General features: G+C 33.8%; 19 protein-coding genes, 1 tRNA gene and 1 pseudogene. All 21 read left to right on the top strand.

All coding sequences use genetic code 11. From position 1 onward, the window contains the following. Positions 1–98 precede the first annotated feature (98 nt). The 21 genes and pseudogenes from H9L18_RS11025 (at position 99) to selA (ending at position 22,337) form a co-directional block, all read left to right on the top strand. Complete coding sequence (locus H9L18_RS11025) at positions 99–725, top strand: YesL family protein (RefSeq protein WP_126792297.1); 627 nt, start codon at positions 99–101, stop codon at positions 723–725. Then, positions 688–2,427, top strand: coding sequence for a sensor histidine kinase (locus tag H9L18_RS11020; RefSeq protein ID WP_187559340.1), 1,740 nt, complete (start codon positions 688–690; stop codon positions 2,425–2,427). The genes H9L18_RS11025 and H9L18_RS11020 overlap by 38 nt, the downstream gene beginning before the upstream one ends. A gap of 13 nt (positions 2,428–2,440) precedes the next feature. After that, complete coding sequence (locus H9L18_RS11015; RefSeq protein ID WP_126792302.1) at positions 2,441–3,940, top strand: response regulator transcription factor; 1,500 nt, start codon at positions 2,441–2,443, stop codon at positions 3,938–3,940. A 133-nt stretch (positions 3,941–4,073) separates the two neighbouring features. Next, positions 4,074–4,170, top strand: a tRNA-Sec gene (locus tag H9L18_RS11010). A gap of 253 nt (positions 4,171–4,423) precedes the next feature. Then, positions 4,424–5,869 (top strand): proline--tRNA ligase, encoded by a 1,446-nt coding sequence (gene proS / locus H9L18_RS11005; protein ID WP_126792306.1) that lies wholly within the window; start codon positions 4,424–4,426, stop codon positions 5,867–5,869. Between the two features lie 252 nt (positions 5,870–6,121). Further along, positions 6,122–7,285 carry a double-cubane-cluster-containing anaerobic reductase gene (locus tag H9L18_RS11000; RefSeq protein WP_126792308.1) on the top strand — a complete coding sequence of 388 codons (1,164 nt, stop codon included), beginning with the start codon at positions 6,122–6,124 and terminating at the stop codon, positions 7,283–7,285. A gap of 3 nt (positions 7,286–7,288) precedes the next feature. After that, positions 7,289–8,038, top strand: a complete 750-nt coding sequence (locus H9L18_RS10995; protein ID WP_126792310.1) for an acyl-CoA dehydratase activase — start codon at positions 7,289–7,291, stop codon at positions 8,036–8,038. A 298-nt stretch (positions 8,039–8,336) separates the two neighbouring features. Next, on the top strand, positions 8,337–9,620 hold the full coding sequence (gene prdC, locus H9L18_RS10990; protein ID WP_185847425.1) for a proline reductase-associated electron transfer protein PrdC: 1,284 nt from the start codon (positions 8,337–8,339) through the stop codon (positions 9,618–9,620). Positions 9,621–9,671: 51 nt separating this feature from the next. Next, entirely contained in the window at positions 9,672–11,570 is a 1,899-nt protein-coding gene (prdA, locus tag H9L18_RS10985; RefSeq protein ID WP_126792314.1) for a D-proline reductase (dithiol) proprotein PrdA, read from the top strand. 19 nt (positions 11,571–11,589) lie between these two features. Next, positions 11,590–11,883 carry a CBO2463/CBO2479 domain-containing protein gene (locus H9L18_RS10980; RefSeq protein WP_126792316.1) on the top strand — a complete coding sequence of 98 codons (294 nt, stop codon included), beginning with the start codon at positions 11,590–11,592 and terminating at the stop codon, positions 11,881–11,883. A 3-nt stretch (positions 11,884–11,886) separates the two neighbouring features. Beyond that, entirely contained in the window at positions 11,887–12,339 is a 453-nt protein-coding gene (locus H9L18_RS15595; protein ID WP_221884885.1) for a glycine/sarcosine/betaine reductase selenoprotein B family protein, read from the top strand. 21 nt (positions 12,340–12,360) lie between these two features. Further along, on the top strand, positions 12,361–12,612 hold the full coding sequence (locus tag H9L18_RS15590; protein ID WP_223157960.1) for a hypothetical protein: 252 nt from the start codon (positions 12,361–12,363) through the stop codon (positions 12,610–12,612). 41 nt (positions 12,613–12,653) lie between these two features. Next, a pseudogene (gene prdD / locus H9L18_RS15430) lies at positions 12,654–13,895 on the top strand (proline reductase cluster protein PrdD). 30 nt (positions 13,896–13,925) lie between these two features. Then, positions 13,926–14,942 (top strand): proline racemase family protein, encoded by a 1,017-nt coding sequence (locus H9L18_RS10960; protein WP_126792324.1) that lies wholly within the window; start codon positions 13,926–13,928, stop codon positions 14,940–14,942. A gap of 19 nt (positions 14,943–14,961) precedes the next feature. After that, entirely contained in the window at positions 14,962–15,834 is an 873-nt protein-coding gene (locus H9L18_RS10955; RefSeq protein WP_126792326.1) for a TSUP family transporter, read from the top strand. A gap of 131 nt (positions 15,835–15,965) precedes the next feature. Beyond that, entirely contained in the window at positions 15,966–16,988 is a 1,023-nt protein-coding gene (selD, locus tag H9L18_RS10950) for a selenide, water dikinase SelD (protein WP_126792328.1), read from the top strand. A gap of 16 nt (positions 16,989–17,004) precedes the next feature. Beyond that, a complete protein-coding gene (yedF, locus tag H9L18_RS10945; RefSeq protein ID WP_126792330.1) occupies positions 17,005–17,604 on the top strand; it encodes a sulfurtransferase-like selenium metabolism protein YedF in 600 nt (199 codons plus the stop codon). Between the two features lie 11 nt (positions 17,605–17,615). Beyond that, a complete protein-coding gene (locus tag H9L18_RS10940; RefSeq protein ID WP_126792332.1) occupies positions 17,616–17,876 on the top strand; it encodes a putative Se/S carrier protein in 261 nt (86 codons plus the stop codon). A gap of 5 nt (positions 17,877–17,881) precedes the next feature. Continuing rightward, positions 17,882–19,774, top strand: a complete 1,893-nt coding sequence (gene selB / locus H9L18_RS10935; RefSeq protein WP_126792334.1) for a selenocysteine-specific translation elongation factor — start codon at positions 17,882–17,884, stop codon at positions 19,772–19,774. A gap of 11 nt (positions 19,775–19,785) precedes the next feature. Further along, a complete protein-coding gene (locus H9L18_RS10930) occupies positions 19,786–20,949 on the top strand; it encodes an aminotransferase class V-fold PLP-dependent enzyme (protein WP_126792336.1) in 1,164 nt (387 codons plus the stop codon). Then, a complete protein-coding gene (gene selA / locus H9L18_RS10925; RefSeq protein WP_126792338.1) occupies positions 20,949–22,337 on the top strand; it encodes an L-seryl-tRNA(Sec) selenium transferase in 1,389 nt (462 codons plus the stop codon). Before H9L18_RS10930 ends, selA begins: the two co-directional genes overlap by 1 nt. Positions 22,338–22,350: the final 13 nt, after the last annotated feature.

The following is a 22,350-nucleotide window of genomic DNA, read 5'->3' as shown; positions in this document are numbered from 1 at the left end:
GGTTGAGACTTTCTTAAGTTTCAACCTTTTTTATTAAAAAAACAATCCATTTAATTTATAATAAATGGAGAATAAATGAAAGAAAGAAATGTAAAGAAATGCTCGGTACGGGAATAGAAAGAGCTTTTAAAGTCAGTTGGTTAGTGATTAAATTGAATTTATTTTTTCATTTGTTCAGCCTTATGGGAGGCTATTGTTTAGGTATAGGTCCATCCATTCAGATGGTAAGTGATTTATTTCAATTATCAGAGTTTGATTATAAAGAGGTTACTTTTAAAAAAGCATTTGAATTATGGAAGAAGCATTGGGTAAGAAGTAATGTTCAGTTTTTATTATTTACAGGTCTGTTTTTATTACTCGCTTATAATTTATATTTATCTGTGCAATTAGTTGGTATAATATGGTTAATCATCGATTTTGTTTTAATGTCTGCTATGCTATTTATCTACGTTGCTTATCAGTATTTAGTTACTTATGAATCAACGTATGAGATGCCTTTTTTAGAAATTTTAAAACTATCAGCAATTAGTGTTTTCTTTGGTTTTGGCACCTTCTGGAAATTACTTTTTGGGGTGTTAACAATAGGATTTGTCACTTGGCAAATGAAGGGACTATTTGTATTTGCTACATTTAGTTTATTAATTATGTGGAGTACGATAGCAACAAAACAAATTCGAGATGTTATTCATGAAAAGTTGGGATTTAATGAAGAAGAAATGGTCTAATTTTTTCAATCGAGGGTTTTTGATTAATCAGTTAATGATGCTCTATAGCTTAATTTTAGTAATGATTGTTTTAATAATCATGCTAGGATTAAGTTTATTTATGGTTAACTCAAACTTTAAGGAAGCGAAAAGTTCGATTGAAAATGTATCAGCAGAATTAGCAACAAGTTTGAGAAATAAAGACAGCAATGTTGTTTCGAATATTTTAGGAGAGGTAGCTATTACACCTACTCACTATAAAAATATGCGAAATTATCTTTTGATGGATCAACAAGAGTATTTTGAAACAGTCATTGATGAGTGGCATGAGGGCGGAACAGGTACTTTTTTTCAAGATGTTATGCGGACAATTTTTTCAAATTATACAGATGTTAAGTCAATTGATATTGTATTTGATGATTATGATTATTATATTCACGGTGATCAGTCTCGTGTAATAGGAAAAAAACAGACAAAATCTTTTGTTAAACCGACAAAAGAATTGACTTTTGTTAGATCAATCAGAGATCCAAGCTCTTTTCAAATTAGTGGCGCTATTTATGTTAGTTTTACTGAAGATAGTCTGACATCTTTTTATAATAGCCATGGAGAAAATAAAAAAGAGATTAATACGTTTATTTTTGATTCTCATGATAAGTTGATTTATGGTCATGAAAAAGGAATTCCAGAAAAAGATTTAAATCAATTAAAAAAAAGCATGAAGGAAAATTCTTGGATAAGCGAGGAGGATCTAGATAAGCAATATTTTGTTAAACTGATTTCAGTCAAAGATTTATCTATGGTAACGCTCCTTGAGAAAAAACAAGTAAGATGGAATTCTTTTATGCAGATTATTCCGATATTTGTTATTGGCTTTTCAGTTATTATTTTACTTCTAGTTATTCTTAATAAGGTGTTTAAACGCTATTCTAGCCAAATGGAGCAGATTGTTCAAGCGACTAATCAAGTTAGTCAGGTAAATTTAAAAGCTCAAGTAGACACAAGTACAATGCAATTAGAGCTAAAGGATTTAGCGGATGCAATTAACCAGATGGTGGTTAATTTAAATAAATATATTGAAGATATTTATTATCTTGAAATAAAACAAAGAGATGCTCATATGAGGGCTTTGCAGTCACAAATCAATCCACACTTCTTATATAACACCTTAGAATATATTAGGATGTACGCTTTAAGTAATCAGCAAAATGAGCTTGCAGATGTGGTTTATGCGTTCTCTGCTCTTCTAAGAAATAATATTACCCAAGAAAAGACAACGACTCTAAAAGAGGAACTAGATTTTTGTGAGAAGTATGTTTATCTCTATCAAATGAGATACCCTGATAGTATTGCTTATCATTTTGTTGTAGATGATGGTTTAGATAAATTTATTATTCCTAAATTTATTATCCAACCATTAATCGAGAATTACTTTGTTCATGGGATTGATTATGAAAGACAAGATAATGCTATTAGTGTGAAAGCACGTCAAATGGGGACAGAGGTAGAAATACAAATAACAGATAATGGTTTAGGTATGACACAAGAACGATTGATAGAAGTTAATGATAAATTGAATGAGAAAAATGTTGTTTTACAAAATTCAATTGGCATTTCTAATGTGTATCAAAGAATAAAAGGTTTCTTTGGTGAGTCAACAGAGATGAGAGTTACTTCTGAAGAAAATAAAGGTGTTTCAATTGTCATAAAAATTGAGCAATAAAGGTGGTAGAAAAATGTATAAAGTGATGCTTGTTGATGATGAGTATATGATTTTAGAAGGATTGAAACAAATTATTCCATGGAAAGTGCTAGGTTTTGAAGTTGTTAAAACAGCCAAGAGAGCTCAAGAAGCATTAGACTATCTAAAGGAAGAGACGATAGATTTACTTATAACAGATGTAACAATGCCAAAAATGTCTGGAATTGATTTAGTCAAAAAAGTAAGAGAGATATCACCTGAGATGCCAATTTTAATATTATCTGGTTATCAAGAATTTGAGTATGTTAAACAAGGAATGGAGTTAGGTGTTAAAGGTTACTTAGTAAAACCAGTTGATAAAAAAGAGTTAGAGGAAAAAGTGAAACAAATTAAAAAGGAGTTACTACAAAAAGAGCGCTTTTTATCACACAAAGAAATGTATTATGAAACGATGGTTCAAAAATGGTTAAATGATGAAATTAATGAAGATGAATTTTTAACTTTTTTAGCAGAGCTCAACTTAACGATAGCCTCCTCTTATTCAGTTATCATTGTTAATCAAGCTGATGACTCTATTGATCTAGAAGATTATGCATTACAGAATAATCAGCCCTTTGTTATCCAGTATGATATTTTATCATCTAATCAAACTGTTATTATTTTTCAAGGAGTTCGCTCAGAACTGAATCAATTTGTTAAAGGAATAGAGTCTCAATTGCAAGGGGCAACATTTAAAATTATTTTAGGAGAAAGTGTTTCTGATTGGGAAAATGTGTATGAAAGCTTTGAAAAAGCTAGAAAATTACTTTTATTTCAAGAGTTTTATGGTGCAAAAGAAGCGTCACAAATGATTGTTAATTTGACTCAAACAGATGAAGAAGAAGCAAAACTTCACTTTTTGTCATTCAATAAAGCTTTAATGATTGGAGATATGCCAACAATCAAGGAAGAATTACAACATATTTATCAACAAATGACAGAATTTAGATACACACCTGAAAATGTTCGTCATGTCACTTTTTTGTTATTTACAGATATTTACAGACAATATCCTTCCCTTGATAAAGAAATCTATGATAAAACATTAAATAAAATACATTCAAGCGAGAGTATGCAGGAGTTAAAACAATGGTTAGATCATATTTTAGATATCATTTGTGACAATCCAGACGTTTCAAAACGTTATTCAGAACTTGTGAAATCAGCCGTTACTATTATTTCAAAAGACTATTCAAAAGATTTATCATTGAAAACAGTAGCTGAAGAATTACATGTTAATTCAGTTTATTTAGGTCAGCTGTTTAAGAAAGAAACTGAGCGAAGTTTTTCTCAATATTTAAACCAAGTACGAATAAAAAAAGCACAATATGCGTTACTTAATACGGACAAACCAATCAATGAGGTAGGGTATGATATTGGTTATAATAACCCGACTTATTTCTTCAAAATGTTTCGTAAACTTAATGGTCTAACACCGAAGGAATTTAGAGAAAAATATATTCAAAACTATCATTCATTTGACGATGAAGAATAAAAAAGTGTTATTTATTTTTCACAAAAACATCTGATTAGAAGAAACAAAAAGACAAATAATTTATAAAAATTCAATTTATGGGTTTGACAAGGAAAAATTTTAGTGATACATTGTTATCAAGTTAATTTTATTTGGGAATGGATGGGTTCTGGTGTTCCCTCTGGTCTTCAAAACCAGTATGAGGAGTTAGGAGCTTCTTGGGTGGGTTCGATTCCCACACTTTCCCGCCAAAAGAGATTTGATAATAAATTAAATATAAATGATGGACTAGTAAAGGAAAACTTACTATAAAAGAGAAGAATCGGTAGCTGAAAAGATTCTAATAGTTAGCCCTTGAACCTACCAAATTAACAATAGGTTGGACACCTTTATCAATCCCATTAAGTCGTAAAGTAACTCTACTTTGAAGCAAGGTGGTACCGCCAGTCAATGGTCCTTGCATTCAAAGTAGATTTTTTTTATTTAAATTTAGGAGGAATTAAGATGGCAAAAAAAGAAGGTTTCGTTAAGCAGATAACAAGTCGTGACGTAGACTTCGCTAAGTGGTATACAGACGTTTGTTTGAAAGCTGAATTATGTGATTACTCAAGTGTTAAAGGATGTATGGTTGTTCGTCCGTTAGGTACAGCTTTGTGGGAAGGTATCCAAAATATTGTTGATACTCACCTTAAGGCAACAGGACATCAAAACGTACTTATGCCAATGTTAATTCCTGAACATTTATTATTAAAAGAAGCAGAACACGTAGAAGGTTTTGCCCCAGAAGTTGCTTGGGTAACAGCTGGTGGAGATTCTCCATTACAAGAAAGACTAGCTGTTAGACCAACATCTGAAGTAATGTTCTGTGAGCATTTTAAAAAGATTATTCACTCTCATAGAGATTTACCTGTTTTATATAATCAATGGGTAAGTGTTATGCGTTGGGAAAAAACAACACGCCCATTCTTAAGAACAACAGAATTCTTCTGGCATGAAGGACATACTTGTCATGTTGATTATGAAGATGCTGATAAAGAAGCTTTAATGATTTTAGATATGTATGTAGATGTTTGTGAGAACGTCTTAGCTATTCCAGTTGTTTCTGGTGTGAAATCTGAAAGCGAAAAATTCGCTGGAGCAGATAAAACTTATACAAATGAAACATTAATGTATGACGGAAAAGCATTACAAATTACAACTTCTCACCATTTAGGTGATAACTTTGGTAAAGCATTTGAAATTACTTATGCTGATAAAAATGGTCAAGAACAGTTTGTTAATACAACTTCTTGGGCAATTACAACAAGAGCAATTGGTGGTTTAATTATGGTTCATAGTGATGACCGTGGTTTAGTTTTACCTCCAAGAATCGCTCCAACTCAAGTAGCAATTATTCCAATTGCTCAACATAAAGAAGGCGTTCTTGATAAAGCGTATGACTTACGTGATCAATTAAAAGAAAAAGTGACTGTAATGGTTGATGCAACTGACAAACAACCAGGATGGAAATTCAGTGAAGCTGAAATGAAAGGTTACCCAGTTAGAATTGAAATTGGGCCTAAAGACATCGAAGCTGGTGAAGTAGTCGTTGTTCGTCGTGATACTTTGGAAAAAATAACAATGGCTTTAGATGAAAATCTAACAGACAACATTGATAACTTATTAAACCAAATTCACGATGACATGTTAAATAAAGCGCGTGAACGTCAAAGTGCTAAAACAAGAGTTGCACATTCAAAAGAAGAATTTGCAGAACTTGTTAAAGACGGTGGATTCGTTATTGCACCTTGGTCAGGCGACACTGAAGTAGAGGATCAAATCAAAGAAGAAACAGGCGCTTCATCTCGTTGTTTAAGCTTTGAGTATATAGATGCAGATTTAACAGGCGTTAAAGATTTATGGAATGGAAAAGACGCTAAATATATGATGCACTGGGCAAGAGCTTATTAAAAGCTCCTGAAGGTTAATAAAAAATAGGTAAAAAAACAGTGTGTTATTTTTAATATTATTAGGCAAAAAGGCAAAATACTTTCGACCGGTATTTTGTCTTTTTGTTTACACTTTTTTTACTTATGTTCATTAAAAGTTCATTATTCAAAAAGTAGGTTAAATAGAATAAATTTGAAAAGAGATTGAAATAAAAATAGAAAACCACTAAGCTTATTGTGAAAACAGACACAAAATGAAAGTGAGGCTTTTATTATGGAGTTGAGAACTGAATTACCAACGATGTTTAATGATTTTGCAGAAGCGAGACAGCAAGGGTTTTTAGCTGTTAAAAAATTAAAAGATGAAGGAAAACCGATTGTTGGTGTGTATTGTACATTCATGCCTGAGGAATTAACAATGGCAGCAGGTGCGCTACAAATTAGTTTGTGTTCAACATCAGATGAAACTATCCCAGATGCTGAAGAAGTTTTACCAAGAAATCTTTGTCCGTTAATTAAATCTAGTTTTGGTTTTGGAAAGACAGACAAATGTCCTTATTTCTATTTTTCAGATTTAATTGTTGGAGAATCAACTTGTGATGGTAAGAAAAAAATGTATGAATATATGACTGATTTTAAAGATTTATATTTGATGCATTTACCAAATATGAGAAATTCACCAGAAGCCTCTGGACTTTGGAAAGCAGAAATGATTCGTTTTAAAGAAAAATTAGAAGATTATTTTGGTGTAGAAGTCACAGAAGAAGCAATCCGTGAAGCAATTGTTCTTAAAAACAAAGAAAGACAAGCAAGAAAAGATTTTTATGGATTAGGAAAATTGAATCCGTTACCAATTAAGGGGTCTGAAATTTTTAAAGTGATGTATGGAGCTAACTATAGTTTTGATAAGCCAAAATTAATTCAAGATCTAAATGATATGACAGAAAGTATTTTAAAAGAATATGAAGAAACACCAAAAGTAAAAAGTAATAAACCTCGTATTTTAATTACAGGTTCACCAATTGGAGGGGTTACAGAAAAAGTAATTCGTGCAATTGAAGAAAATGGTGGAGAAATTGTTGCTTATGAAAACTGTACAGTAGCAAAACCAATTGAACGACTAGTAGATGAAAATAATCCAGATGTTTATGATGCTTTAGCCGAAAAATATTTAGATATTGGTTGTGCGTGTGTTTCTAATAATCAACCTCGTATCGATATGTTAGATAGAATGATTGATGAATATCAAGTGGATGGCGTGTTAGATATGGTCTTACAATTCTGTACACCATTCTCAGTTGAATCATTAAAAATTAAAGAGTTCTGCCAAAATGAAAAAGAAGTTCCTTATCTTTACTTAGAAACAGATTATTCAAATGCTGACGTTGAACAGATCAACACAAGAGTTGAAGCGTTTATCGAAATGATGGGAGGTTAAAACATGCGTGTTATAGGTCTTGATTCTGGTTCGACGACCACAAAAGGGGTGCTTATGGAAGATGATGTTATCATCAATCAAGCCCTAGTTTTAACAGCAGGTAATCCTAAAAAAGCGATGTCTGATATTTTGGAAACTTTAGGCTTTGATGAAGAGACAAAACTTGTGACAACTGGGTATGGTAGAAAACTGGTTGATGCTGATAAATGTATCACAGAGATAACATGTCATGCTAAGGGTGCTAAATTTTTAAATCCAGATATTACAAGTATTATCGATATTGGTGGTCAAGATAGTAAAACAATCAAGTTGGACAGTTTTGGTCAAGTTGAAGAGTTTAATATGAATGACAAATGTGCGGCAGGAACAGGCCGATTTGTTGAAGTTTTGATGAGAATTTTAGGAGAAGACATAGATCATTTAGATGACTTTGTTAAAGATGCAGAACCTATAAAAATTAATAGTATGTGTACAGTTTTTGCTGAAACAGAAGTAATTAGTTTAACGGCTAAAGGAGAAGCTAGAGAAGATATAGCTCTAGGGGTTCTTCACTCTATTTGCCATAGAATTCATGGTCAGTATCTAAAAATTTCGCCAAAACAAGATGAATTAGTTTTCTTCTCAGGAGGATTATCGAGCAGTGTTGCCATGAAAGAAATCCTAGAAGATTTCACAGGTCGTCAATTAAGGACCCATCCATTAGCTCAATATACTGGAGCAATTGGAGCAGCAAAAATGTTGAAAAAAAGTTAGTGACTTTCTCAGTGTTTTCGTGAAAGCGGACACATTATTAAATTGTGAAAAGTGATCAAATTTTTTTAAAATTATTTTTCGTTATTTTATTTAATTTGTGAATTTTATCATTAAAACCATTTAAGTAACTTAAGGAATATAGAGTGTTGTTGATAGCTCTTAAAAGTCTCGTTAAAAAGAAATGTAACATAATTAATGGAAAAGGGGTTTCATATTTTTTTCTGATATGTTATTATGTTCACGAGATTTGTTAACCTTCAAATGCTCATAACATCACAAAAACAGGAGGTGAAAAAAAATGACCGTATTTTATATCCCATTAAAACAACACGTAGGAGCTCCATGTGAAGCGTTAGTGAAAAAAGGAGATGCTGTTAAAAGAGGTGAATTAATTGCTAAGCCAAATGGTTTAGGAGCTAATATTCACGCAAGTATTTCTGGTGAAATTTCAGAAGTAACAAAAGAAACTATTGCTATTATTCCTAATGAAGAACAAGAAGTAGATTATGTTAAGTTGAAAGATGAAGCATCTAACTTGGCTTTGATTGAAGCTGCAGGGATTGTCGGAGCAGGTGGCGCAGGTTTTCCAACACATGTTAAGTTAAACGTTGAGATACCTGAGGGCTGCTTTATTGCTAACGCGGTTGAGTGTGAGGCTTTACTTAGCCATAACATTAAACAAATTAGAGAATACTCTGATCAATTAATTCGCGGCGTTAAATATGTGATGGAAATCACGAAAGCACCGAAAAGTTACATTGCGATAAAAGATAAAAATCGTCAAGCTGTTATCGAGTTGTTAAAAGCAACTAAAGACGAACCGATGATTGAAGTCTTTAGATTACCTGACATATATCCTGCTGGAGATGAACGAATGATTATTCGTGAACTTCTAGGTATTGTTTTAGAACCAGGCCAATTACCAATTGAGGTAAATACAGTGGTTTCTAATAGCGAAACAATTAAACATATTGTTGAAGCAATAGAAGATCGTAAACCATTTATTGATAAAGACTTGACAGTTTCCGGTCGAGTGAAAGATGAATCGCATGTCTTTTTCAATGTTCCTATCGGTTTACCTGTAAAAATTTTAATTGATGAAGCAGGAGGCTATATTGAACCTCATGGTGAGATTGTTCTTGGTGGACCAATGACTGGGCGTAGTGGAGAAGAATCCAGCCCAGTAACTAAAACAACTGGTGGTGTATTGGTAGCAATGCCATTCCCACAAGAAAGCCGTAAAGTTGGTATATTAATCTGTGAATGTGGTGGTTCCGAAGAACGCCTAACAGAAATTGCTAACAATATGGGTGCTGAAGTTGTTGCTAGTGAAATGTGTAAACGAATGGTAGAGGTTAATGGACGATATAGATGTTCGAAACCGGGTGTTTGCCCGGGTCAAGCCGAAAAAGTCATGAAGATGAAAAAAGAAGGCGCCGAAGTAGTATTGACAGGTACTTGTTCCGATTGAACAAACACCGTCTTAGGTGTCGCTCCTAGGTTAGGAGTTCCAGTTTATCATCATACAGATCATGTTCTTCGCGCAGTTGGACATAAGCTATATCGTAGACTACCAAATTAATAATGTTATAAAAGAAATACAATTTATAAATATATTAGGAGGAGTTTTCGAATGTCTATTACTGTAGAAACTGCGAAAGATCATGCAAAAGATCCAGCCGTACTTTGTTGTCGTGCTGAGGGAAATATCATTATTGAACCATCTAACTTGGAAGATCCAGCTATTTTCCCTGATTTAGAGGATTCAGGCTTACTAGAAATCCCAGAAAATTGTTTAACAATTGAAGAAGTATTAGGTGCTAAATTATTAGCAACAACTGATGCTTTAGTTCCATTAACACCAGATTTAGTTGAAGGTGCTAAAGTGATTGAAGAAGAGGTAGCAGTAGAAGAAACTGTTGAAGAAGCAGTAGAAGAAACAGCTGCAGTTGCTCCAACACAAGTAGTACAAACAGCAGCAGTATCAACTAATCAAACAATCAAAATTCATATTGCTGAAGGTAAAGGTATTGATTTAGAATTACCAATCGTTATGGCAGGTGGTACTCAAAGTGCGCTAGTAGCACAAAATGAAGCACCAGCCGCTCAAGCAACTTCATTAGAAGCAACTCAAACGGTTGAAGCTGAAGTTGAAGAAGAAGCAATTAAAATGCGTTCGGTTAAAAGAGAACACATCCAAATTAAAGAAGTTGTCTTTGGTGAAGAAACAAAAATTGAAGGCACTACTTTAACACTTAAAGATCCTAAAGTATTAGGACCAGAAGCTGTTGAATTAGAAGAATTAGTAACTGACATGAAAATTGATATTATTACACCAGATCGTTATGGTGAATATAGTGAAACAATCATGGATGTTCAACCAATCGCAACAAAAACAGAAGGCGACTTAGGTCATGGGGTAACTCGTGTGCTTGATGGCGTTGTTATGGTTGTAACTGGTACTGATGAAAATGGCGTACAAATTGGTGAGTTCGGTTCATCTGAAGGTGAATTAGATCGTAACATTATGTGGGGACGCCCAGGAGCTCCTGAAAAAGGAGAAATCTTTGTTAAAACGCAAGTAACTATTAAAGCTGGCGCAAACATGGAAAGACCTGGACCTCTAGCTGCTCATAAAGCTTCAGATTATATCACTCAACAAATTAGAGAAGCATTGAAAGTTGCTGATAGCTCTTTAGTTTATAAAGAAGACGAATTAGTTCAATATCGTCGTCCAGGTAAGAAAAAAGTTCTTATCATTAAAGAAATCATGGGACAAGGTGCTATGCATGATAACTTAATCATGCCTGTGGAACCAGTTGGAACATTAGGCGCTAAACCTAACGTTGACTTAGGTAACTTACCAGTTATTTTAGCACCAACAGAAGTTATGGATGGTGGTATCCATGCGTTAACATGTATTGGACCAGCTTCAAAAGAAACTTCTCGTCATTATTGGCGTGAACCATTAGTTCTTGAAGCAATGAATGATGAAGAAATTGACTTAGTTGGGGTTATGTTTGTAGGTTCTCCTCAAGCAAACTCTGAAAAATACTATGTCTCAAAACGTTTAGGTATGACAGTTGAAGCAATGGGTATCGATGGTGCTATTGTAACAACTGAAGGATTTGGTAATAACCATATCGACTTTGCTTCACATATTGAAGAAGTTGGTAAACGTGGTATTCATGTTGTTGGTGACACTTATAGTGCTGTTCAAGGTGCTTTAGTTGTTGGTAACAAACAAATGATCGCAATGGTTGATAACAACAAATCTAAACAAGGTATTGAAAATGAAATTCTTTCAAATAATACGTTATGTAAAGAGGACGCAATCCGTGATTTAGCTATGCTTAAAACACTTATGGGTGGCGGAACTATTAAAGAAGCTGAACGTAAATGGAATCCTAATGTGAAAGAAAATAACATTGAAGTCATTGAAAAAACACTTGGCCAAAAGGTTGAACGTGTTGAAAATGAACAAATCTTACCTAAGAGTAAAAAACGTCAAGAGATTTACGAAAAAGAATAATTAAATCGTAGGTGAGAAGATGGATAGAATAGATCAATTAAAATACTTATCGACAGAGAGAATGTTTGAAGGCGTTCTAGTAGATATTACCGATGCAAGTGTTACGATTGATATTAAAGGTCGTTTGGGACAGTTTAAAATTCCTAGAAGAATGTTAATTTCAGAATATGATGTAAAAATTGGCCAAGAGGTTGGTTTTATGATGTCATATCCAGAAGTTTTAGATGAAAATCCTAACGAACATTATGTCAACGCAATAACAGAACATCAAAGAAGACAAGAAAATATGATGAAAACACGAGAGGAGATTTAAACCATGAGTTTAACGGTTTTTGAAGGTTTACAATCAGAAATTTATGTACCTATTACACCAAAATCAATTTTTACTCCTGTGAAAAAAGAGTTAAAAGAAATGCGTGTAGCAATGGCAACAGCAGCCGGAGTACATTTGAAAACAGATGCAAGATTTAATTTAGCAGGGGATACTTCTTATAGAGAAATTCCAGATACTGCAACAACAGACGAATTAATGGTGTCTCACGGTGGTTATGATAATGCAGACGTTAACCGTGACGTGAACGCTATGTTCCCAATCGATCGCTTACATGAACTTGCTAAGGAAGGCTTCATTAAAGAAGTAGCACCTATGCACTTTGGTTTCATGGGTGGTGGGGGAGACCAAGAAGCATTTCACGATGTAACTGGTCCAGAAATTGCTCAAAAATTAGTGGACGAAGGCGTCGACGCAGTTGTTTTAACAGCTGGTTGAGGGACTTGCCACAGAACTGCCGTGATCGTGCAGAGAGCTATTGAGGAAGCAGGAATTCCTACAATTTTAATCGCCGCATTACCTCCAGTAGTGCGTCAAAATGGTTCACCTAGAGCGGTTGCTCCACTTGTACCAATGGGTGCAAATGCTGGGGAACCACATAATATTGAAATGCAAACAGGTATCTTAAAAGATACATTAAAAGAATTAGTAGCAATTGAAACTCCAGGAAAAATTGTTAGTTTACCTTACGAGTACATTGCACACGTTTAAAGGGTAAGGGTTAGTAGTTATTGAAATGAAAGCTGGGTTGAATGATGAGTCAGAAAGAATTAAAAATTAAAGCTTTTCATATGAACACAGTTACATCAGGAGATAAGTTTCAATTAGACCCAAATGCCTTACAAATTAAAACCAATCATTCTTTTGAAGAAGAAGATATTAAGCAAATGACAATCCAGCTTTTAACTCCTAAGCATCACGATGTTCGCACCAACACAATTATGGATATTATTCCAATATCCACAAAAGTGTTGGGGCAACTTGGTGATGGAATCACGCATACCTTAACGGGTGTTTATGTTGTGTTAACAGGAGCGATAGAAGATGGAGAACAAATGCATGAATTTGGTTCTTCAGAAGGAATTTTGTCAGAGAATTTACAACTGAACCGTGTAGGAACGCCTACAGATGATGACTATATTATCCATATAGATATGCTAGCTTACCCTGAGGCAAAATTCACACGCGAGTTATGTTTAAAGATGTTTGAAATTACTGACAATTATATTCAAGAAATAAGAGAAGCACTAAAAATGATGGATGGACGAAATGCTACGGAAGTACATACCTTTGTTGAAACATTTAATGAAGGTAAACCTAGAGTTGCACTTGTGAAACAGGTAGCAGGTCAAGGTGCTATGTATGACACAATGGTATTTCCTGATGAACCAAGTGGTTTTACAGGCGGAACATCAATTATTGATATGAACAATGTGCCAGTTATTATTTCACCAAATGAATATCGTGATGGTGCCATAAGAGCTATGGTCTGATGTTATTGTGAAAAAGAAAGTGGGATATCTATGGGAATAGGACCTTCAACGAAAGAAACTACCCTACACCATTTTAGAGATCCATTAGTTGATTGTTTATCTAATGATCCAGATATTAACTTTTTAGGAGTTGTAGTAGTAGGAACCCCGCAAAGCAATAAAATGAAACATTTTGTGGGAAACAGAGCAGCAACTTGGGTAAAAAGTATGGGTTGTGATGGAGCAATCGTTTCAACGGATGGCTGGGGTAACTCAGATGTTGATTTTGCCAATACATTGGAAGAAATAGGAAAACGTGATGTCAGCGTAATCGGTTTGAAGTTTATCGGAAAACAAGCGAAATTTGTAGTTGAGAATAGTTATACTGATTTTGTCCTTGATTTTAATAAATCCGAACAAGGGATTGAAACGGAAGTCGTAGGAGAAAATACAATTGATTATCGCGACGCAAATAAAGCGCTTGCATCAATTAAATTAAAAATGAGAAAAGATAAAAGGTAATTAACTTTTTGGAAGGGAGTTTTATAAAAAATGAAATTTTCAAAAATGATGACAGCTATTGATACACATACAGCTGGAGAAGCAGCTCGTTTAGTTATTGGGGGAATTCCAAAATTCCCAGGAAAAACAATGGCTGAAAAGAAAGAATATTTAGAAACACAAAAAGACTATTTAAGAACGTCAATTATGCATGAGCCTAGAGGACATAATGAAATGTTTGGGGCATTTATTTGTGAGCCAGTTCACGATGAAGCGGACTACGGTATTATCTTTATGGATGCTGGTGGTTACTTAAATATGTGTGGACATAATACAATTGCAGCAATGACTGCTGCTGTTGAAACTGGTTGGGTAGATGTAGAACCTGGTCAAAGAGAAGTAAAAGTTGTTCAAGATACACCTGCAGGAATTGTTCATGGAGAAGTACATTTAAGTGAAGATTACTATGCAGAATCAGTATCTTTTGAAAACGTTGAATCATTCCTTTATAAAGAAGGCGTGAAAGTTAATGTACCAGAAATTGGTGAATTAACAATTGATATTTCTTTTGGTGGTAGCTTCTTTGCTATTCTTCCAGCAGCTGATTTAGGCTTAGAAATTAAACCTGAAAATGCATCTAAATTCTCAGATTTAGGAATTAAAATCAGAGATGCAGTAAACGAACAAATTGAAATCCAACATCCTACGTTAGAACACATTAAAACAGTTGATTTAGTTGAAATCTATGGACCAGCAACTAGTCCTGATGCAACTTATCAAAACGTTGTTGTTTTTGGTGATGGACAAGTTGACCGTTCACCATGTGGTACTGGAACAAGTGCTAAATTAGCAACTCTTTATGCGAAAGGTGAAATGGGCGTTGGCGATACATTTGTTTACGAAAGTATTTTAGGAACTAAATTTAAAGGGGAAGTTGTACGTACAGCTGACTTAGGTGATTACAAAGCAATCATTCCTCGCGTATCAGGTTCAGCAAATATTAACGGATTTAATACATTTTTAATTGATCCAAAAGATCCTCTTAAAGATGGATTTGTTTTAGGTTAGATAGAAAGGAAGAACACATATGGTAGCAGTATTATTAGGTATTTTAGGTTTATTACTTCTTTACTATACAGTCTTCTTAGTAAAAGATTTAATCGCAAACAAATCTAATTTAGGAAATGAAAGTCTTCCGATAGCTGTCGGAATAGGCTTTGTTACAGACTTTTTGGATACTTTAGGAATTGGTAGTTTCGCACCAACGACAATGTTATTTCAATTAACAAAATACATGGATGATGATAAAAAAATTCCAGGAACGCTTAATATAGCTCATACAATTCCTGTAATGATTGAAGCATTTATCTTCATTAAAGTAGTAGATGTTTCACCAGTTACTTTATTATCCCTTGTATTTGCAGCAATTGTAGGTTCTTGGGTAGGCTCTAAAACTGTAGCTAAATTACCTGAAAAGAAAGTACAACTTTATATTGGGTTAGCTTTAGTTGTAACTGCCTTTTTAATGGCAGCTAGACAATTAGGTTGGCTTGATATGTTAGGTGCTGGTAATACAGCAACAGCTTTAACTGGTATTAAATTAGTTATTGGTGTTGTAGGAAACTTCATTTTTGGTGCTTTAATGACAATTGGTGTTGGACTTTATGCACCATGTATGGCAATGGTTTATATGTTAGGACTTAATCCATTGATTGCATTTCCAATTATGATGGCTTCTTGTGCTGGTTTAATGCCAGTTGCTGGAGTTGAGTTTATTAAAAACGGTAATTATTCAAGAAAAGGAACAATTGGTATCATTATTGGTGGTGTTATTGGGGTAGCAATTGCAGCTAACTTTGTTACTAATATGCCAATGGATGTTTTAACTTGGGTTATTATTGCCGTTATTATTTATACAGGTATTACTTATATCTTAAAGAGCAGAAAAACAGCAGCATAATATATAATAAGTTCGAAAATAAAGCTCTTTTTAACCTTTATTTTCGTTCTTTTTTATTTTATCCCTTAAAATAACAATATAATAGCGTTTTTATGGTATTGTTATTTTAGTAGATAATAGGAGATGACAATATGGAAAATTCAGAACAATTAATTGTATGTGGTGGATGTAATGCAAAAATTGGACCAGGAGATTTAGGTGATTTATTAGCAGATCTACCAAAAGTAACGAGTGATAAATTATTAGTCGGTTTCGAAAATACAGATGATGCAGCTGTTATCAAAATAAGCGATGATCAAGTATTGATTCAAACCCTGGATTTTTTCCCAACTATGGTAACAGATCCTTATCTTTTTGGAAAAATTGCAGCAGCCAACGCTTTAAGCGATATTTACGCTATGGGTGGAACCGTCTTATCAGCCCTGAATATTGTTGCTTTTCCAGAAGAAAAAGATTTTCATATATTAAAAGAAATTTTAAGAGGTGGAGCTGAAAAGGTTCAAGAAGCTGGTGGTATCTTAGCGGGAGGTCATTCAATTCATGATCATTCGGTAAAATACGGTTTATCAGTAACAGGAACAGCACGCCCAGAAGAAGTTTTAATGAATAATGCTGGTCAAATAGGAGATCATTTGATTTTAACTAAACCACTTGGTGTAGGCGTAATTACTACAGGGTATAGTGTAGGAGAAATTAGTCAAGAGGCATTTGAAGAGGCAACTGGTTATATGCAGACCCTTAATAAGTATGCGATGGATATTGCTAAAAAATACCCAGTTAATAGTTGTACAGATGTGACAGGTTTTGGTCTATTAGGCCATCTACATGAGATGCTTCATGGAGAATTTTCAGCAGTGATTGAAAGTAACAATTTACCTTATTTTAAAGAGGCCTATACTGGAGCTAAAGAATTTATTTTAACAGCAGGAGGTCAACGTAATCGAAACTATTTAGCTGATTTCGTGTCTTTTGAAATAGATGATTTTGGTATTGAGGAATTATTATTTGATCCTCAAACGTCAGGTGGTCTTCTTATTAGTATTGCTGAGGATGAAGCAGAAAATTTAGTTAAAGAATTAATAGAAGCAGGAATTCCTGCTAAAGATTTTGGTCAAATTATTGAAAAAACAACTAATGAAATGATTGTTAAATAAGAAAGGTGAGATAATTATGTTTGAAATAGATGCAAGAGGAATGGCTTGTCCATTACCAGTTATTAAAACTAAAAAAGCCTTAAAGGAAAATGAAAGTGTTAAAACAGTTGTAGATAATGACATAGCGACTCAAAATTTAAAAAAATTAGCAGAACAATTAGGATTAAACTATACAAGAGAAGAACTTTCAGCAACTCATTTTGTGGTAATAATTAGTAAAGATGGGGCTGAAATTGAGATTCAAGAGACTCCTGAGGTAGAAAATTTAGTATCAGAAAAAATTGGTTATACCGTAGCAATTGACACGGCAGTTATGGGAAGAGGCTCTGATGAATTAGGAGCTAATTTAATGAAAGCATTTGTTTATTCATTATTAGAGCAAGATGAATTGCCTGAAACCATTATTTTTTATAATGGCGGCGTTAAACTTGCTGTTGAAGGCTCAGATGTTTTAGATGATTTGAAGCAAATGGAAGAACAAGGTGTGACTATTTATGCTTGCGGCGCTTGTTTGAATTTTTATGGATTAACAGAACAACTTGCAATTGGTGAAGTAACTAATATGTATCGTATTGTAGAAATGATGAGTTCAGCCATTAAAGTGGTTAAACCTTAGGAGGATTTGAGATGAAAGAGTACGGTGTTCTATTATTTGAATCAACCCATCATGCAATGGAGGCAGAAAAGCATTTGAAAGAATTAAACTTACCGGCTCGAATCATTTCAACACCAGAAAAGATAAAGGCTAGTTGCGGATTTTCTTTAAAATATGAGATTGATTCAGAAGAAGAAATTTTAAATTTACTTAATCAAGAGAAAGTTTTATATGAGGCGTACTATCATGCAAGTGGTAAAGGTCTTAACATGACGTATAGAAAGGTTGGCTAGGGCTTATGGCAGATATTGTAATTGGAACCGCAGGACACATTGACCACGGTAAAACAACATTAATCAAAGGATTAACAGGTATTGAAACAGATACGACAAAAGAAGAAAAAACTAGAGGCTTATCGATTAATTTAGGCTTTGCTTATTTAGATTTACCGAATAAACAACGTGTGGGTATTGTTGACGTTCCAGGACATGAAAAATTCATCAAAAACATGGTTGCAGGTCTTCCAGGAATTGATTTAATTTTACTGGTAATTGACGCAGCTGAAGGAATTATGCCACAAACCAAAGAACATATTGATATTTTGAGTTTATTAGGAATTCAACATTTCATGATTGTGTTAACGAAGTGCCAAACAGTGGATGAAGATTTAAAAGAATTGGTAAAAGAGGATATTAGAGAGCAGTTGGCTGATACAGCATTAAAAGACGCTCCTTTGATTGAAACAGATGCAGTTGAGAAGATTGGATTAGATGAATTGAAATTAGCTATCCAAGACTTGGCTGAAACCATTCCAGAAAAAACAGTTCAAGAAGTGGGGCGTTTAAATGTGGACCGTGTCTTTTCAGTTAAAGGATTTGGAACGGTTATCACAGGAACATTGATTGATGGTACATTCCGTGTAGGAGATGAATTAACGGTCTTTCCAAGTGGTAAAAAAACAAAAATTAGAACGATTCAAGTTCATGAAACTGATAAAAAAGAAGCTTTTTCTGGTCAAAGAACAGCCCTTAATTTAACTAATATCTCTAAAGATGAAATTTCCCGTGGAGATGTTTTAACTAATGGAGCAGCACTTGAAGCAACATGGATGCTTGATGCTAAAGTAAGTTGTTTGGAAGATGTTAAATTCGGTTTTAGCCTTTGGGATAGAGTACGAGTTTTAATTGGAACGCAAGAAGTCTTTGCTCGCTTGGTTCCAATAGGACAAGAAAGAATTGAAGCAGGGGAAGAAGGTTTTGTCCAATTACGTTTAGAAGAACAATTAGCTGTTAAAACAGGTGATCGTTTTATTATGAGAGCTTATTCTCCAATGGTTACTATCGGTGGAGGGCAGATTTTAGATGCGGTACCTAGTAAACATCGTCGATTCAAACAAGATGTTCTAGATAGCTTGAAGGTTAAAGAAGAAGGTAACCTAGATCATTTGATTTTAGATTTCTTATTAAATCAACAGGCTATTGTTGGTAGTTTGAAAGATATCTGTGATTATATGAATCTTCCAAAAGAAACAGTACAAGGAATGCTTGAGACGTTGTTAGAGGAAAAACTATTAATTCAACTATCTGAAACAGAGTGGATTCATGTAAATAAACTTCAACAAATTGAAAAAATGATTTATCAAGAACTTGAAACGTATCATAAAGCTTTTCGTTTAAGACCTGGTATGCCGTTAGAAGAAATTCGCTCAAAAGTAAAACAATTCTTAACACCAAAGCAGTTAGATAAATTAGTAAAATTATTTGTCGAACAAGGCGTTTTCCAATTAAATAATCATCGGTTATCTCATTCTGATTTTAAAGTTGAACTTAATAAATACCAAGAAAAAGTAAAAAATGACATTGAGAAAAAACTTGAAAAATCTGGTTTTACACCAATCAAGAAAGAAGAACTTGAAGCTCTAGATGCTAAGAATGGTCGCGATGTATTAGAAATGTTGGAAGATCAATCGGTAGTCTCTTTAACGTTTGAATATGTTATTAGTAAAAAATATTATTTGAAATCAGTCGATTTAGTCAAAGATTTTATTCAGAAAAACGGTGCAATGACTTTAGCAGATTTTAGAGATATGACAGATTCTAGTCGGAAATCCTCAATGCTTATTTTAGAGTATTTAGATGAGAAAAAAGTAACTAAACGAGTTGAGAATACAAGAGAACTAATGGAAGGTTAGGTGAAAATGCGATGTCAATTTATTTTGATAATGCAGCAACAACAGCGATTAAACCAAAAGAGGTAGCGCAAGCTGTTTGTGAAACCCTTCTTTCTGGTGAATTTGGCAATCCTGCTCGTGGCAGTCATGATTTTTCCTTAAATAGTTTTAGAGATGTTTCTATGGTTAGACAACAAATTAAAGAGTTATTAGAAGCTAGTAATCAATATGAAGTCGCGTTTACTAATAATGCCACCTTGTCCCTTAATATGATGATTAAAGGTCTCATTGGAGAAGGTGAGCATGTTGTAACAACTTCTTGGGAACATAATGCGGTTCTTAGACCTCTATATCAATTAGCTGAAGAAAAAAAAGTAACTTTTGATGTGGTACCAAGTGACTTAAAAACAGGTATGTTAGATTTTGATTTTTTAGAAAAAACAATAAAAAAAGAAACAACAACTTTACTAGTTACTCATGGCTCGAATGTAACAGGAAATATTATGGATTTAAAGAGAGTTAAAAAAATAGCTCAGAAACATCAACTAAGGCTAATTATTGATGGCTCGCAAACGATGGGACAATATCCTGTTTCTTTAGAAGATGGGATCATTGATGCTTTTTGTTTCACTGGTCATAAATCTTTATATGGTCCAACAGGTACTGGCGGTATTTGCTTAAAAAGAGAACTAGAAAAAGATTTAACACCACTAATTTCAGGTGGTGACGGGATGCAAACTTTTTCTAAAATCCAACCAAGAGAGTTGCCAATTCTTCTTGAAGCTGGCACATTGAATGTAGCAGGTATTAAGGGGTTAGGGGCTGGTATTGATTATGTGAATCAACGTGGGGTGAAAGCAATTCATCAATATGTTAACGATCTTGCTAATGTCTTCATTTCAGGGATTAAAGACAATCCCTTAATTGAAATCTATGGTGATTTTACAGCTGAAAGAGCAGGTGTGGTTTCGATTAATCTAAAAAACATTGATTCGGCAACTGTGAGTGATGTTCTTTGGGAGGATTATGGGATTGCAATAAGACCTGGCTATCATTGTGCTCCACTAATGCATGAAGCTTTAGGAACAAAAGATCAAGGAACATTACGTTTTTCATTTTCTACTTTCAATACTTTAGAGGAAGTTGAAGTAGCGATTAAAGCAATAAATGAATTGAGTAAGGAAGTGACAGCGTAATGGTCGATTTTAAACAATTAGCTAATTTACCTTCTGTAGATTATTTGTTAAAACATCCAGATTTAAAAGAACGAGTTAAAGAATCTCCGAATGTGTGGAAAGAGACAATTAGGCATTTGCTGGAAAATATCAGAAATAGTTTTGTTTCGAATGAACTAGTGAATCTACCCACTGAAGAAGAAATTATTCATATGATACTTAATGAGAAAAAAGATACAGATGACTTTTCTCTAAAACGTGTTATTAATGCAACCGGGACAATCGTTCATACAAATTTAGGGCGTTCTCTTTTAAGTTCAAGAGTTAAGGAACAACTTGAAACCTCAGCTTTTTCTTACTCTAATTTAGAGTATAACTTAGAAAAAGGTGAGCGCGGTTCTAGATATCAACATTTAGAAAAAATTATTCAAAAACTAACAGGTGCTGAGGATGTTGTTGTTGTTAACAACAACGCAGCAGCTGTGATGCTTGCTTTAAGTACATTAATTCCTAACAAAGAGGTTGTTATTTCTAGAGGTGAGTTAGTTGAAATAGGTGGCTCGTTTCGAATTCCAGAAGTAATCGAATTAAGTGGTGGGATGATTAAAGAAGTAGGTACTACTAACAAAACACATTTAAAAGATTATGAAAAAGTGATAACAGAAGAAACAGGAGCTATCATGAAAGTTCACACAAGTAACTACCGCGTAATCGGTTTTACTGAGTCACCAGAAATAACTGAATTGGCTGAACTAGCGCATAGTCACGACATTCCTCTTATTAATGATTTAGGCAGTGGTTTACTAATAGATATGCAACAATTTGGTTTGCCATACGAACCGACGATTAAAGAAAGTCTGGATCAAGGCTGTGATGTGGTTATGTTTAGTGGCGATAAATTGCTTGGTGGCCCTCAAGTTGGTGTGATTGTTGGGAAAAAAGAATTTATTGAACCAATGAAAAAAAATCAGCTGTTAAGAGCGTTAAGAGTAGATAAATTAACATTGAGTGCCCTAGAAGCAACGCTTTCTCTTTATTTAGAACCAGAAGTTGCAGTTCAGGAAATACCAACACTTCAAATGATTAGTAAAAGTTATGAAGAGTGTCTAGAAGAGGCAAAATCTTTTGAAGAAAAACTAAGCTCAACTAAATGGCCAATTCAAATTAAACGTGAAGCTGGAAAGAGTCAAGTTGGCGGAGGTTCTTATCCAGAATACCAGCTTTCAACTGAGTTAGTAGGTATTTCAAGTGACGATTTAAGTACAACACAATTGGAAGAAAAATTAAGAAAAAATGATTTACCAATTATCACTCGTGTAAAAAATAATTGTGTTTGGTTTGATGTACGAACCATTAGAGAAGGCGAAATGGAAGAAATCATGCAGCAGTTAACTCATATTTTTCAATAATTAAATAGAGAAA

This window comes from Vagococcus carniphilus, from assembly GCF_014397115.1.
Taxonomy (GTDB): Bacteria; Bacillota; Bacilli; order Lactobacillales; family Vagococcaceae; genus Vagococcus; species Vagococcus carniphilus.
Note: the sequence above shows the minus strand (reverse complement) of the source record. Positions and strands in the feature narration are given on the sequence as shown.